This is a genomic window from uncultured Kriegella sp., assembly GCF_963975415.1.
GTDB lineage: Bacteria > Bacteroidota > Bacteroidia > Flavobacteriales > Flavobacteriaceae > Kriegella.
Genome location: NZ_CAXBGN010000002.1, coordinates 214,747 through 228,630 on the forward strand (window position 1 = coordinate 214,747; position 13,884 = coordinate 228,630).

The following is a 13,884-nucleotide window of genomic DNA, read 5'->3' on the forward strand; positions in this document are numbered from 1 at the left end:
GTCTCGGGAATAAAAAACAAGCTACTGATTTTTATTCCCTTACCTAATTTGGTATTTGAATAGCCGCTGCATAGACCGCTATTGAACGCCGAAGGTTAATCTTTTTCAAGTACCTCAAGTTCTACTAAATCTATTTTGGTATTGGAAACCTCAAGCATTGTAAACATAAAATGGCCAACTTTTATTTCAGCACCTTGCTCAGGTATCTCTCCAGTTTCATTTACAATTAAACCTCCAATCGTCTCGTATTCATCGTTTTCAGGTAATTCTAACCTATAGTTTTCATTAATATAATCAACTTCTAAACGCGCCGAAAATTTATAATGTGCCTCATCGATCTGCTCTTCGATCAAATCAGTAGAATCGTGCTCATCTTCAATTTCACCAAAAAGCTCTTCTACAATATCTTCAACGGTCATTAATCCAGAGGTTCCCCCATACTCATCCAATACAACGGCAATACTTTTACGCTTTTTTGTCAAAATATTAAGAATGCCATGAATTAACATTGTTTCAGGAACAAATTCTACAGGAAGTAGGATACTTTTTATTGTCTTTGGCTTCTTAAACAACTCATAAGAATGCACATAACCAATAATATTGTCAATCGTATTCTTATAGACCAATATTTTGGAATAACCTGTTTGTGTGAAGAGCTTTGCTAAATTTTTGGGCGTCTCGTGAAGTTCGACAGCGGTAATCTCCGTTCGTGGTATCATCACTTCCCTGGCCTTCACTTCCGAGAACTCCAATGCGTTTTGAAAAATCTGTATTTCAGAATCCACTACATCTTCCTCCTCTACAGTTTCCATTTGCTCCGTAATGTAGTCTCCCAATTCTATTTTACTAAAAGCCAATTGCACCTCATCTCCATCCGTTTTAAAAAATGTTTTCAAAATGAAATCAGAAATCTTGATGATAAAATCAGAAACTACCGAAAACAAAATATAAAAAAGGTAGGCTGGCAGGGCAAAAACCTTCAATAAGGTATTGGCATACACCTGAAAAAGTACTTTAGGCAAGAATTCGGCCGTCAACAAAATAATCAAAGTTGAAATCAAAGTCTGAAAGAGAAGACTAAAATCTGTAAGCATTATATTGAGAAAACCGTAAGGCGATGGCACCATTTCTTCAAACCATATCATCAACAGTTCCCCCATATAAAGCCCATAAACCACCAAGGCTATATTATTACCAATTAGCATTGTAGCTATAAACTTAGATGGTTTTTTGGTCAGTCGCGCAAGTACTTTGGCCAAGAACCCTTCTTGCTTCTTAACAATTTCAATATGTATTTTATTGGCTGAGATAAAAGCGATTTCCATACCCGAGAAAAAGGCGGAAAGCAGTAGGCTAGTTACAATAATAAATATAGCAATTCCCACAATTACCGTTGATTGTCCTGTTTTCTTTGTTCAAATTTTTTTCGATAATTCCTGCGAAAAAGAAACATTCCAACGGAGACTATGGCAAAAAACACGAACAAGTACGCATTTTGCCGATCAACATTCCAATCGGTAAAAATACGATACAGTGAAAAAAATGCTACCCCCAAGTATAGATATTCGGTATACTTTAAAATCTTAATCATCAGCTTCTTCTTTTATCATCATTAAACCATTGGTCTTGTGTGCCTTTAAAAGGCTAAGGTCTTTATTAAAATCCATTCCCTTCCCATCCATAACAGTTCCGTCTTCTGGATTGGTATATTTAAATTCTTCTTGGGTAAAAATCCATTCGTTGTCTTGATCATAGTACAACTGAGGGGTCTCCAACTTTTTACCATCATGTGATTCGATAACCACATTACCTTGCAAATCTATTACATTTGATATGGAATACATAATTCCATAGTCGGCCCTAATGATACTCTTGCGATTATCATCATCAAAAAAATCGACCTGCAACCCTTCGGGAAAGGTCATGTGCGGAAAAGAAAGATTTTCATAGTTTTCCCCTACCGAACTGGTCAAAACCGCAACAACCTTTGAAGGTGCGGAATCTTCGCTCTCAAGGTCCTTTTTCGTTTTAGTGCGCACCAACGTGAAATTTTGCGCAACCCCTCTAGGGTACATTGGTTTCTGGGCTTCGTCTCCAACCCTTTTATAATTGTCTTGACATGAAAAAAAAAGCATTGCCGTTATAATGATAACGGCAATGCAATTCAATTTATTTCCAGAAAATAATGTCACATCTTATAAATTGGGCACTTTTACGCTTCCGCCGACCCAGCAGCTAAAAGATATAGTCTTACCGGCATTTCCCGAATTAAAAATATCGGTCTTAGACGGCGCTTTGGCCCGATAACTAGCAGCAGATTGATTAGCACTTGACTTCAAGGCTGGATCTACTCGACCGGCCCTTTCGGCCATAGCAGCGGCTTTCCAATAAATAGCCCTTTTTTCAAAGGTAGTAGAACCACAATCGTTAGCACTACTAGCATACAAGGCAGCAATTAACAAATAAGCTCGACCATTTGAAGCATCGGCATCAATTGCCATTTGCGCGTATTTCCTAGCGGTTGATTTGCTTCCCTTTCTCTTATTAATAACAGCAACTTTATAGGCAATACCTGACCTTTTCTTACCATCGGACTGAAGACTCATCGCTTTGTCAAAATCAGCCAAGGCACCTTGGGTGTCTCCATTTTTCATTTTAATGGTTCCACTATAAACCCAACCTTCCGCAGAGGGATCCAACGCCATTTGTGCATCAAATAATTTTTGAAACATTGGATCGTCGGTACATTCTTTATTGAACATTCTACCCACGGCACGTTTTACCCAAGTAACATCACTTTTCTTTTCTTCAAAACTTTTTTCATACAAGGGAATCAAATTGGCACAATCAGCCAAACTACCAAGTTTAGAATCAATACTACCGGCAATTTTTCCGTAAGATTCAGAGTTGGTAGTGGCAATTTTCAACGACCTTTTCTCTTTGGTAGTAATTGTTTTCAATGAATCTTTAGGCAGTAACTTGGTTACTACAGCTGTCAACTCATTGTTCTCTTCCTCTATTTTGTCATTTACATCATCGTAGACATCGAATACTTCCTGCAAGTCTTTTTTGCCTGCTTTATGTAAATCGACCAAACTAGAAAAATAAAGGTAAAGCGCTCTTGAATTCTTAAAATTCTTACGATCTTCTTGAAATGCTTTGTGCAACATTTCATAAATTTCAGAATCAGAGCCCATTTTATTCTCATATTTCAACAGCGCCTTATCTATTGCCACTGTTGCGGGAGTAGCTTTTTTAGGAAAATATTTTGTGCTATTGTCATAAAGTGTCAATAAATCTTGTATGACAGCATCTTTTTCAGATCCTGATGATTTTTCTATTTTGTCTTTAAGGATACGTTCACCATATAAGAAGTTGGCCCAATTTACATCTGGACAATTATCATACACCATTTTCCAAGGAGTATATGCAGCATCATAGTTTTTCACCTTGACATGCTCTACATAAATCGAAAGGTTGGTCATACATTCCTGATTTTGCGCCTGAGCATTACTAACTCCCATGAACCCCAAAAGCATTACCGCCGTGAAGTAAAATTTCCTTTTCATTTGATTAGATATTTAATATTTGGTTAAAGTACTAAATTTTTCTTAATTTATTTTCCTTTTCCGGAACCATAAATCGTTCAAAGACAATCCTACATTGACTTTGAAGTAACTCTCTTCAATTAAATCGGCTGACGTAGTACCCCTTCTTCCCAACTCAAAACCAAGGTTAAGATTTGATGGAATTAATCTACTCAACGGTAGTCCAACTCCAAAAGTTATGCCAAAGTTATTAATTTCCTTGTCATTGACCATCATACCGGTCTTGTCAAATCGTAATCCTGCCCGATATGTGATTCGGTTCAAGTAATTGTCGAAGGAATCAAAATCGGGCACAATGAATCCTCCTAAAGCCAAAGAGCTTGCGTCTTCATAGACCAAATTCCCAGTGTCTAAAAAGTTATTTGAATAACCACTTAACCCTTGAAAACTGTACTCAGCCCCCAAGAACCATTTTCTATCTTCCCCATAACCAAGCCCTATAGTTGTAGTCGTAGGTATTTGAAAACCCTCTTTCTCTAGACCTTGCGCCACCAAATCAACATCAACCACCTCAATATCAGCCCCATTCTGCAAGGAAAAAGAGCCGATTCTCCGTGTGTTTCGCGCCACCAAATTGGCCTGGGCATTAAAACGCAAGGAAGAATGTAACGTATGTCGCTCACTAATTTTCGGCGTGTAGTTCAACGCATAGGTGAAATCCACACCATTTACCTTCGATAGCCGTTCGTCTTTCGTACCGAACTGTACATCTTCGGTCATCTGCAATCGACTACTCTCTATAGTACCAAAATTCAAGTTACCCGTGACACCGACGCTTAGATTTTTAACTACTTCGTAACCAATAGATAAGTACACCTTGTTTAGTCCACCTTCACCAGAATACTGATTCGTAACTACCTCTCCATTATTATTGGTGGTCTCCGACACTAGGTTATAGCCCACTGAAGAATAAGGCATTACACCAAACCCGATCCCCACACCTTTACGCCAACTAAAGGCCAAAGCAAGATAGTCAAGGTTCGTAATAGAACTACGCTCTTCTTCAGTAAAACTTTTAAGCCGCAATTCTTTACGAGAAATCCCGGCAGCGTAAGTGGTAATTCCGTAGTCACCTCCTGCTGGTATTCCCAGCTTGCTGTAAGCCGCTGGGTTTTTAAGGTTTATATGGATGCTATCGGCGAAAATGCCAATACCCCCCATCATCTGATTCTCAGCGGTACTTGTCGCTCGCAAGTCTCCAATTCCAAAGTAGGAATATGGTGAAGCAGTACCATTTTGGGCAAACAGGCCGGTTACGGCACCGTACACCAACAAAATAACAATTTTTTTAATCATTTAAGGTTTGTTGTACTCCAACAAATGGTTTAATCCCTCTAGGAGAAAATTGGAAAGCGCAAATATGGTATTTTTTAACCGTTTAGACAAAAAATGGGCATCCCCGCCTGTTAAAATAACTGTTAAATCTGTGAAACGGGAATTATATTGGTCAATGACTCCATCAATTTCATGACAAATGCCATTTATTACGCCACTTTGAATACTGCTCTTGGTAGAGTTTCCAATAAAATCGAAAGGCTCTTCAAACTCGAGCAAAGGTAAATTCGAGGTCTGTTCATGTAATGCCCTATAGCGCATGGTCAAACCAGGAGAAATAGAACCGCCCAGATACTCCCCATAATCGTTGACCATATCATAAGTAACGCAGGTACCTGCATCGATTACCAGTGTATTGCCATTTTGATTGTGATAAAAAGCGGCCGCGGCCAATGCAATTCTATCTGCACCGAGGGTATGTGGTGTAGCATAAGAATTTTTGAACGGAGTTTTGGTTTTATGGTCAAGCATATGAACAAAACAAAAAACCGACAACACTTTAATCATCTTTTCATCGAGTTCACCTACAGCGGCAACGATAGCTCGCTCCAATCTTGGATATCGATCACAGATCTCTTTTACCTGCCCAGCATGTTCTTCACCTCGCATTTGCTGCTGATGAATCAATACACCCCCATCAAATACGGCCAGTTTCACCGAACTATTTCCGACATCAATTATTAAGTTCATAAGACAAAGATCAAAAAATGTTGGGTAACGAACACCTTTTTTTGCATTTTTGTTTGCAGTTCTTAAATTTGAAATTATATTTGCACCCGCCTTAGCAAAGCCTTTGGCTTAAAACGGCATGGTGCCTTAGCTCAGTTGGTAGAGCAATGGACTGAAAATCCATGTGTCCCTGGTTCGATTCCTGGAGGCACCACAAAAATCCCCGTACAAACGGGGATTTTTTGTTTATGGCACATTTTCTATACATTATCCATAGCCCTCTGGGCGGGGCAACTATTATGTTGGGGAGACCCCAGATATAGATGAACGGCTGAAACTCCACAGGAAACATCATTTTAAAAACGCATATACGGCAATGGCCACCGACTGGGAATTGGTCCTGTCCAAAAAATGCGGGTCGAAAGAGGATGCCATCTATTTGGAGAAGTTCGTAAAATGTATGAAAAGCAAGGTGTTCATCGAAAAAGTGATCGCAGCACCGGAAATTCTAGATGACATCCTCGGCAAAAGGAAGTAACGCCCTGGTTCCCCCGAAGCTTCGGGGCTGGAGGCACCACAAAAATCCCCGTACAAACGGGGATTTTTTGTTTATGGTACATTTTCTATACATTATCCATAGCCCTGGGCGGGGCAACTATTATGTTGGGGAGACCCCAGATATAGATGAACGGCTGAAACTCCACAGGAAACATCATTTTAAAAACGCATATACGGCAATGGCCACCGACTGGGAATTGGTCCTGTCCAAAAAATGCGGGTCGAAAGAGGATGCCATCTATTTGGAGAAGTTCGTAAAATGTATGAAAAGCAAGGTGTTCATCGAAAAAGTGATCGCAGCACCGGAAATTCTAGATGACATCCTCGGCAAAAGGAAGTAACGCCCTGGTTCCCCCGAAGCTTCGGGGCTGGAGGCACCACAAAAATCCCCGTACAAACGGGGATTTTTTGTTTATGGTACATTTTCTATACATTATCCATAGCCCTGGGCGGGGCAACTATTATGTTGGGGAGACCCCAGATATAGATGAACGGCTGAAACTCCACAGGAAACATCATTTTAAAAACGCATATACGGCAATGGCCACCGACTGGGAATTGGTCCTGTCCAAAAAATGCGGGTCGAAAGAGGATGCCATCTATTTGGAGAAGTTCGTAAAATGTATGAAAAGCAAGGTGTTCATCGAAAAAGTGATCGCAGCACCGGAAATTCTAGATGACATCCTCGGCAAAAGGAAGTAACGCCCTGGTTCCCCCGAAGCTTCGGGGCTGGAGGCACCACAAAAATCCCCGTACAAACGGGGATTTTTTGTTTATGGTACATTTTCTATACATTATCCATAGCCCTGGGCGGGGCAACTATTATGTTGGGGAGACCCCAGATATAGATGAACGGCTGAAACTCCACAGGAAACATCATTTTAAAAACGCATATACGGCAATGGCCACCGACTGGGAATTGGTCCTGTCCAAAAAATGCGGGTCGAAAGAGGATGCCATCTATTTGGAGAAGTTCGTAAAATGTATGAAAAGCAAGGTGTTCATCGAAAAAGTGATCGCAGCACCGGAAATTCTAGATGACATCCTCGGCAAAAGGAAGTAACGCCCTGGTTCCCCCGAAGCTTCGGGGCTGGAGGCACCACAAAAATCCCCGTACAAACGGGGATTTTTTGTTTTTAAAAGAGAAACATCAAAGCCACCTTTCCCAAAAATTAGATTTTGACCCCTTGCCATTGCGATTAAAAATCGAATTTTTCACAAATACTTCCTAATGCTTTCTATCGTTCTGAACTATCGGATTTTTTTTCCATCTAATTCAAAAAGCATCCATTTGCGAACAAACATAAACTGTAACTCCTTCAACTTATCCCTGTCCTGTGGGTAAAACTGTATAATCGGCTGTATGTTTCGTATACAAATCAAAAAAACTTAACTTTAAAAAAATTACAGGCTTGAAAAACACATTCGCCCTTCTACTACTACTGATTTCGTTGCTTCTAAGTTTTTCCTGTAAGGAAATGCCACCCAAAATCGATATCGATGCTCCCAAGAAGATTGCTTACGGAGCAGATAGCTTACAGCTTTCCAAAGCCGAAAAGTACGATAAGGTTCTGGGTGCACTTGTTGGTTCGGCAATTGGTGATGCCATGGGGGCGTCAACCGAAATGTGGCCAAGAAAAGACATTCAGTTAAAGTATGGGTATATTACCGGGCTCACCCCTGCTGTTCGTGAACAATCACCCGAAGGAATCTGGGGGCACAACCTAATGGCCGGAGCAACCACCGATGATACGCGATGGAAACTACTTATGGTCAAGTATTTTAATGATAGTAAAGGAAAGCCGGAAGCGAAGAAATTTGCAAGGTTCATTACCGACTACTACCAATCTCTGGCCAAAACCTTGGCCGACAAAGATCTTTTTATCAATACCGATCTATTGGACGAAAAAATCGAAAAAATGGATTGGATCAAAGAATGGGCCCGGGTTTCCCTAGCCTATCAAGAAAGTGACGAGGCTTATCAAAAATCGTTAAATCGATTTTATGGAGGAGAAATGTCATGTGCCGGGCAGCTTTACACACCCATGTTCGGCCTTATCGCCTACAATGTGGAAGATGCCTATAACATGGGCTACAGCCATTCCATTTTTGATTTGGGATATGCCAAAGATATATCTGGACTAGTGGCTGGTATGACCCAAATGGCGATGCGCACCCACGACATGGACTCTATTTTAAATACCGCGACCTTTGTCGACCCCAACGGGTACCAAGACAGTAGATTGGTTGGTCGTATCGCCTATTCGGTCGCCGATGTTTCAATAAAACATGTGTTGAGCATCAAAGATTTGGTTTTAATCGATTCGGTATTCGCCAAAGATTCCCTACTATTTAAAATCCCCAAAAATTTTCAAGGAACTAAAAGCGATTGGGCTCGTCAAGAAATGGTCTACCAGTTTTTAGAAAAGAATGAAAAAGCCATCGCCTTCCATGCCGGTGAAATCTGGCAAATTCTGGTTACTGCCCTGCAGTTCGGAGAGGGAGATTTCACGAAAACCATGCAATTTATTGTAAACTATGGCCGCGATAATGACACTGTGGCCGCCGTTGCGGGAATGATCCTTGGAGCTAAAGACGGGTTTACGAATCTTCCGGAAGAACTACGGAATGAAGTACTAAAAGTTAACAAAGAGCAAATGGGCATTGATCTTGAAGCATTGGCACAAGAGCTGCTTTACGGTCAAGAACATATGCCATAGCACCCAGATTTAAACGCATCTGCTACAGTCCAATAATCCATGTAAAGCTACCAAACATCCTTAACCTCACTAATCTTAAAGTCGTTAAGGGAAAGCTGAGTATTGCCTGTGTTTTTAATCGATAAATCGGTATAATTCTCAGTAGGGAACAGCTGCGAGGTCATTACATATTGCCCTTTATTAATAAAAATCTCTATAGAAGAACGATCCACAAACAGACGGACCTCAAACTGCCCCTCTGGAAGGTTGATTATGGGCATCTGCTGGAGCCCTCCAAAGTTTTTATCAAAATTGGTCACTCCAGATTGGGAGCGATCCACTAAAAATTGTTCTTTAACCCCGTCCATAGCAAGTATCAGGCGTTCATTTGTTTGATTCTTGAAGGTAAGGTTAAAATCTTTTGCGTTTGTCATAAATCGGATTTCAGCCTGATTGAAATTATCAAATGAAATAGCTTCCTCTGCTCCCGCTTGAAGCACAATATTTGCTTCTTGCTTAGATTTTAGTAAGTCATTTAGATTTTTCAAAGGATAATTGATCAGCTCATAATTTCCCCGAATTTTTCGCAGTGATAGTTTACGAGGCAGCGTCATGGCGCTCCGCCATTTTTTGGTCGGTGTCTTTGTCGCATAGTTCCAATTGCTCATCCAACCTATAAAAATACGGTCATTATTGGGCGTGTTATTATACGTAACCCCCGCATAATTATCGGCGCCCCAATCGACCCATCGCACATTCTTTTGGTCAGAAGTAAAGGTCTCCCCATCAAAATCACCAACAAAGTATTGCGTGCCACTACCTCCATTCGGTGCACCAGGGTTGATGCTGATGAGCAATACCCATTTTTCCTCACCAGTTTCATCAACAACCAATTTAAACATATCAGGACATTCCCAAACACCTCCGTGAGCACCTTGCTCCCTTCCGAATTCACTGACTTTTTTCCATTCCAATAAATTATCTGAACCCCAGATTTGTAGATGATCCCCAGCGACCAAGAGCATACTCCAAGCCTTTGTTTTTTCATTCCAGAAAACCTTGGGATCCCTAAAATCCCTTTCGCCCGGGTTTCCAATTACCGGGTTACCCTCATACTTTGTCCATGTTTCACCATTGTCTAAACTAAAAGCAACCCCCTGTGTCTCATAACGTTCCTTTCCTTCTTTTTTTGCGACGGCATCATGATACGTAAAAATAGCCACCAAAGGTGGGGCTTCATCAGAACCAAGTTTCGAAGTATTATAGACATCGACTACTGCGCTTCCAGAAAATATATAACCATGGGCATCAGGAAACAGCGCAATTGGCCTGTGTTCCCAAACCACTAAGTCTTTACTCGTTGCATGACCCCAATGCATAGGCCCCCAGACAATATCTTCAGGATAATATTGATAAAAGAGGTGGTAAACGCCTTTGTGATACACCAAGCCATTAGGGTCATTCATCCATTTTTCCTCAGGGGAAAAATGAAATTGAGGCCTATACCGTTCGTTATAATACTCCATCTTGTTGTTTTGCGTTATGACCGCAGGTTCTTTCTTCTTGGCTTGTTCTTTACAAGACATCAAAACTATCAAAACCAACGCCAAATAAAACCTTTTTCCAATGTTATCCATATTGTATTCTTAAAAACGCCTTTGATCCTACAACCTCTAAAATAGTATCTTTGTCGTTATTCCCATTCAATTATAATGAAATATATTTCGTGCTTATTTATTTCTCAATTTTTTCTTCTCGGCCTCACCGCCCAGACTAAAATGGATAGAAAATTAAAGAAATTCAATAAAGAAAGTATACCCTACATATCAGCCGAAGCGCTACAGCTTTCGAAAAATGCAATTTTGTTCGATACAAGAAGGAAAGACGAGTTCAACGTAAGCCATCTTAACAATGCCATTTGGGTGGGCTACAAAGAATTTGATATCGACTCTATCGATGCAAAGGCTATTGACAAAAGCAGCGAAATCACGGTCTATTGCTCTATTGGTGTGCGTTCGGAAGATATCGGGGAACGATTGCAAAAAGCAGGTTATAAAAATGTCAAAAATTTGTATGGAGGCATTTTTGAATGGAAAAACAAGGGCTTTCCCGTGTACGACCCTGCAGGAAACGAGACCGAAAAAGTACATGCATTCAGCAAACATTGGGGGAAATTATTGACTAAGGGCGAAAAGGTATATGGCCCTAAAAATCGGTAGCTAATTATTCTTAAATACTTTATTTTTGAATATGGATTTTGACTTTTTGTCTTCCTTAAACTTCTAAAAATTAAAATGGGTCTTATACTTCAGAAACAAGATAAAAAAGACGAACAAACTGTTCACTTCAGTTTGGTAGACACTAAGAACCTACTCCTTATTTTTACTCGAAACCCGGAATTAGGGAAATGCAAGACGCGACTTGCCGCTACGGTAGGAAATGAAGCAGCGCTTGCCATTTACAAGTTTTTATTAAGCCACACCGTTGCGCTGACCACTAACCTGACTGTTAAAAAACAGGTGTGGTATTCTGAAGATATCTGGAACGACGATGTCTGGGACAGCACTATTTTTGAAAAAAAACTTCAAAAAGGAGCAAATCTCGGTGAGCGCATGGCCCATGCTTTTCAAGAAGGTTTTGAAAAAGGGTTTGAAAAGATCATAATAATCGGTAGTGATATGTACGATTTAAATCAAGAGTCCCTTGAAAATGCATTTATCGCTTTGAATAATTCTGATATTGTTTTAGGCCCAGCGACCGATGGAGGATATTATTTGCTAGGTATGAAAAAATGGACCCCCGAACCCTTTAAAAACAAGGATTGGGGTCAAAGTACGGTATTACAAGACACCCTGAATGATTTGAAGAATAAAAACATACACCTGATGGACGTCAAAAATGATGTTGACGTATATGAAGATATCCAGCATATCGCTGCTTTTCAACCGTTTCTAAAACATAGCGAAAAATGAGAAGAAAACAATTGAACGAATCGGTCGCATATCTTAAGGAAAAAGGATTTGAAAATCCGGAAATCGGTATCGTGCTAGGTACCGGACTCGGCAAATTGGCTTTGGAAATCAAAGACCCTATTGAAGCGCATTACAATCACATTCCGTTTTTTCCACTGGCGACAGTGGAGTTTCATGCCGGAAAGTTAATTTATGGAAGCATCGAGGGTAAAAAAGTTGTAGTGATGCAAGGTAGGTTCCATCTTTATGAGGGTTATGATTTTTTAGACATCACCTACCCCATTCGTGTGATGCACCAACTCGGAATACAAAAGCTATTTATTTCCAATGCGGCCGGGGCCATTAATCTCGATTATAAAAAGGGGGACATTATGCTGATAGAAGATCATATTAATCTTCAAGGAGGATCCCCATTAGCCTTTAAAAATGTTGCGGAATTCGGTCATCGATTTGCTGACATGAGTGAGCCGTATGATGTTCAGATGCGAATAAAATTAGAGGAAATTGCAAAAAAAGAAACTATTTCATTGCAAAAGGGGGTATATGCTTCTGTAGTAGGCCCTCAACTTGAAACCAAGGCAGAATATCGCATGTTAAAAATACTTGGAGCCGATGCAGTGGGTATGAGCACCGTGCCAGAGGTAATCGTCGCCAACCATTTAGACCTTCCCATTGTGGCCATATCGGTTTTGACCGACGAATGCAACCCCGACGAACTAGACCCCGTCAACATTCAAGATATTATTGAGATAGCAGGCAAGACCGAACCCAAAATGATCAAACTGTTCAAAGAACTGATACGATCATTATAGCTGCAACAAGTATTGTGCCTTTACATGACATCGCTTGAATTCACCCAAACACATTAAACTTTAACTGTTAAATTTTCTGACCATCCGTAAGGTTTTCAGATATACAACCACTTAATTTTAGGTTCTAACAATTTTAAGTGCCCCTCATATTTTTAATGAAAAACAGAAGTCTTAAAATTAGCATCATTATTCCTACCTTAAATGAGGCCGTATATATTGCCCGTCTATTAATGTATCTACAAGAACATAGTTCGGTTAAAAATATCAAAGAAATTATTGTTGTTGATGGCGGAAGCTCTGATGACACAACAGAGATTGCCTCCGATTTCGGGGCCATGGTATTACATAGCCCAAAAGGTCGATCAAAACAAATGAATTACGGTGCTAGACGAGCCAAAGGACAAATTCTTTATTTCCTACATGCGGATACTTTCCCTCCAAAAAAGTTCGACACGAACATATTGAATGCCGTGGCCCATCGTCAAACTGCCGGATGTTTTCGCATGAAGTTTGACAGCAATAGTAATTTTCTTAAATTTTTTGCATCCCTTTCTGCTATTAATCACAAAATCTGTCGCGGTGGAGATCAGTCATTGTTCGTCACCAAATCTTTATTTCAAAAAATGCAGGGTTTTAATGAGGACTATCTCATTCTCGAGGATAGTGAGTTCATAGGAAGACTATACAAAGAAACCAAGTTTAAAGTATTGCCACAAAAAGTCATTACCTCTGCGCGTAAATACGAGAAGTGTGGAACATTGCGACTACAATATCATTTTGGAATAATACACTTAAAGAATATTTTAGGAGCCGGCCCAGACCAATTGTATGACTATTACAGTAACAAAATCACACTTTAAAACTATTGCATCTTTTTTGGAAGTAATCCCCGTTTTAAATCAGAAAGACCTCAAAAAAACAAAAGACAACAGCATCTGAAAGATACTATTGCCTTTTTTGTTCAATAGCCTATCTGAACAAAATATTTTTCTAAAAAAGCCATAATTACTATATGCCTTCAAGTAGTTTTCAATAACGTTAAAACGACCTATAACCGAAAATTATTGTTTTGAAACAACTCTCGATAAATTTCTTTTGCTTGACCATAATGAGAGTTCACAATCGGTCTCTGCTGTATTATTAAATTATACCACGGCCGGGGAAGTAGGCGAAAGATGTACAGCTATTGCACATTAATGCAAAAAATATAATTGCAATTTTCATTCACAGT

At 39.9% G+C, this 13,884-nt stretch carries 15 protein-coding genes and 1 tRNA gene; 10 read left to right on the forward strand and 6 right to left on the reverse strand.

From position 1 onward, the window contains the following. Positions 1–95 precede the first annotated feature (95 nt). The 5 genes from AACZ88_RS04735 to AACZ88_RS04755 form a co-directional block, all read right to left on the reverse strand. A complete protein-coding gene (locus tag AACZ88_RS04735; protein ID WP_339706949.1) occupies positions 96–1,385 on the reverse strand; it encodes a hemolysin family protein in 1,290 nt (429 codons plus the stop codon). A gap of 198 nt (positions 1,386–1,583) precedes the next feature. Then, a complete protein-coding gene (gene lptC, locus AACZ88_RS04740) occupies positions 1,584–2,192 on the reverse strand; it encodes an LPS export ABC transporter periplasmic protein LptC (RefSeq protein WP_339706952.1) in 609 nt (202 codons plus the stop codon). A 3-nt stretch (positions 2,193–2,195) separates the two neighbouring features. After that, the gene (locus AACZ88_RS04745; protein WP_339706955.1) at positions 2,196–3,569 is read right to left on the reverse strand and encodes a hypothetical protein; all 1,374 of its coding nucleotides are present in this window, start codon (positions 3,567–3,569) and stop codon (positions 2,196–2,198) included. A 42-nt stretch (positions 3,570–3,611) separates the two neighbouring features. Beyond that, on the reverse strand, positions 3,612–4,904 hold the full coding sequence (locus AACZ88_RS04750) for a hypothetical protein (protein ID WP_339706958.1): 1,293 nt from the start codon (positions 4,902–4,904) through the stop codon (positions 3,612–3,614). Next, on the reverse strand, positions 4,905–5,633 hold the full coding sequence (locus AACZ88_RS04755) for a type III pantothenate kinase (RefSeq protein ID WP_339706961.1): 729 nt from the start codon (positions 5,631–5,633) through the stop codon (positions 4,905–4,907). It abuts the gene before it with no gap. 120 nt (positions 5,634–5,753) lie between these two features. Here AACZ88_RS04755 and AACZ88_RS04760 point away from each other — a divergent pair. The 6 genes from AACZ88_RS04760 (at position 5,754) to AACZ88_RS04785 (ending at position 8,890) form a co-directional block, all read left to right on the forward strand. Continuing rightward, a tRNA-Phe gene (locus tag AACZ88_RS04760) sits at positions 5,754–5,826 on the forward strand. A gap of 117 nt (positions 5,827–5,943) precedes the next feature. Beyond that, positions 5,944–6,150: a hypothetical protein gene (locus AACZ88_RS04765; protein WP_339708196.1), complete on the forward strand. Its 207-nt coding sequence runs from the start codon at positions 5,944–5,946 to the stop codon at positions 6,148–6,150. Beyond that, the gene (locus AACZ88_RS04770) at positions 6,125–6,511 is read left to right on the forward strand and encodes a GIY-YIG nuclease family protein (RefSeq protein WP_339706964.1); all 387 of its coding nucleotides are present in this window, start codon (positions 6,125–6,127) and stop codon (positions 6,509–6,511) included. The genes AACZ88_RS04765 and AACZ88_RS04770 overlap by 26 nt, the downstream gene beginning before the upstream one ends. Further along, positions 6,486–6,872 carry a GIY-YIG nuclease family protein gene (locus tag AACZ88_RS04775; RefSeq protein ID WP_339706964.1) on the forward strand — a complete coding sequence of 129 codons (387 nt, stop codon included), beginning with the start codon at positions 6,486–6,488 and terminating at the stop codon, positions 6,870–6,872. The genes AACZ88_RS04770 and AACZ88_RS04775 overlap by 26 nt, the downstream gene beginning before the upstream one ends. Further along, positions 6,847–7,233 (forward strand): GIY-YIG nuclease family protein, encoded by a 387-nt coding sequence (locus AACZ88_RS04780; RefSeq protein ID WP_339706964.1) that lies wholly within the window; start codon positions 6,847–6,849, stop codon positions 7,231–7,233. The genes AACZ88_RS04775 and AACZ88_RS04780 overlap by 26 nt, the downstream gene beginning before the upstream one ends. Positions 7,234–7,582: 349 nt before the next feature. Then, positions 7,583–8,890, forward strand: coding sequence for an ADP-ribosylglycohydrolase family protein (locus AACZ88_RS04785; protein ID WP_339706967.1), 1,308 nt, complete (start codon positions 7,583–7,585; stop codon positions 8,888–8,890). A gap of 47 nt (positions 8,891–8,937) precedes the next feature. On the opposite strand, the gene AACZ88_RS04790 is transcribed toward AACZ88_RS04785, so the two are convergent. Beyond that, entirely contained in the window at positions 8,938–10,506 is a 1,569-nt protein-coding gene (locus AACZ88_RS04790; RefSeq protein ID WP_339706970.1) for a glycoside hydrolase family 32 protein, read from the reverse strand. 141 nt (positions 10,507–10,647) lie between these two features. Between AACZ88_RS04790 and AACZ88_RS04795 the strand changes: the two genes are divergently transcribed. The 4 genes from AACZ88_RS04795 (at position 10,648) to AACZ88_RS04810 (ending at position 13,513) form a co-directional block, all read left to right on the forward strand. Continuing rightward, a complete protein-coding gene (locus AACZ88_RS04795; protein WP_339706973.1) occupies positions 10,648–11,088 on the forward strand; it encodes a rhodanese-like domain-containing protein in 441 nt (146 codons plus the stop codon). Positions 11,089–11,163: 75 nt separating this feature from the next. After that, the gene (locus tag AACZ88_RS04800; protein WP_339706976.1) at positions 11,164–11,841 is read left to right on the forward strand and encodes a TIGR04282 family arsenosugar biosynthesis glycosyltransferase; all 678 of its coding nucleotides are present in this window, start codon (positions 11,164–11,166) and stop codon (positions 11,839–11,841) included. Further along, entirely contained in the window at positions 11,838–12,653 is an 816-nt protein-coding gene (locus AACZ88_RS04805) for a purine-nucleoside phosphorylase (protein ID WP_339706979.1), read from the forward strand. Before AACZ88_RS04800 ends, AACZ88_RS04805 begins: the two co-directional genes overlap by 4 nt. 155 nt (positions 12,654–12,808) lie before the next feature. After that, positions 12,809–13,513, forward strand: coding sequence for a TIGR04283 family arsenosugar biosynthesis glycosyltransferase (locus tag AACZ88_RS04810; RefSeq protein ID WP_339706982.1), 705 nt, complete (start codon positions 12,809–12,811; stop codon positions 13,511–13,513). The last annotated feature ends 371 nt before the right edge of the window (positions 13,514–13,884 follow it).

Excerpts from the sequence above, each read along its gene's own strand:
- AACZ88_RS04810 (WP_339706982.1), top strand. The coding sequence starts at position 12,809 with ATGAAAAACAGAAGTCTTAAAATTAGCATCATTATTCCTACCTTAAAT.
- AACZ88_RS04795 (WP_339706973.1), top strand. The coding sequence starts at position 10,648 with ATGGATAGAAAATTAAAGAAATTCAATAAAGAAAGTATACCCTACATA.
- AACZ88_RS04750 (WP_339706958.1), bottom strand. The coding sequence starts at position 4,904 with ATGATTAAAAAAATTGTTATTTTGTTGGTGTACGGTGCCGTAACCGGC.
- AACZ88_RS04790 (WP_339706970.1), bottom strand. The coding sequence starts at position 10,506 with ATGGATAACATTGGAAAAAGGTTTTATTTGGCGTTGGTTTTGATAGTT.
- AACZ88_RS04745 (WP_339706955.1), bottom strand. The coding sequence starts at position 3,569 with ATGAAAAGGAAATTTTACTTCACGGCGGTAATGCTTTTGGGGTTCATG.
- AACZ88_RS04800 (WP_339706976.1), top strand. The coding sequence starts at position 11,164 with ATGGGTCTTATACTTCAGAAACAAGATAAAAAAGACGAACAAACTGTT.
- AACZ88_RS04775 (WP_339706964.1), top strand. The coding sequence starts at position 6,486 with ATGACATCCTCGGCAAAAGGAAGTAACGCCCTGGTTCCCCCGAAGCTT.
- AACZ88_RS04805 (WP_339706979.1), top strand. The coding sequence starts at position 11,838 with ATGAGAAGAAAACAATTGAACGAATCGGTCGCATATCTTAAGGAAAAA.
- AACZ88_RS04770 (WP_339706964.1), top strand. The coding sequence starts at position 6,125 with ATGACATCCTCGGCAAAAGGAAGTAACGCCCTGGTTCCCCCGAAGCTT.
- AACZ88_RS04780 (WP_339706964.1), top strand. The coding sequence starts at position 6,847 with ATGACATCCTCGGCAAAAGGAAGTAACGCCCTGGTTCCCCCGAAGCTT.
- AACZ88_RS04755 (WP_339706961.1), bottom strand. The coding sequence starts at position 5,633 with ATGAACTTAATAATTGATGTCGGAAATAGTTCGGTGAAACTGGCCGTA.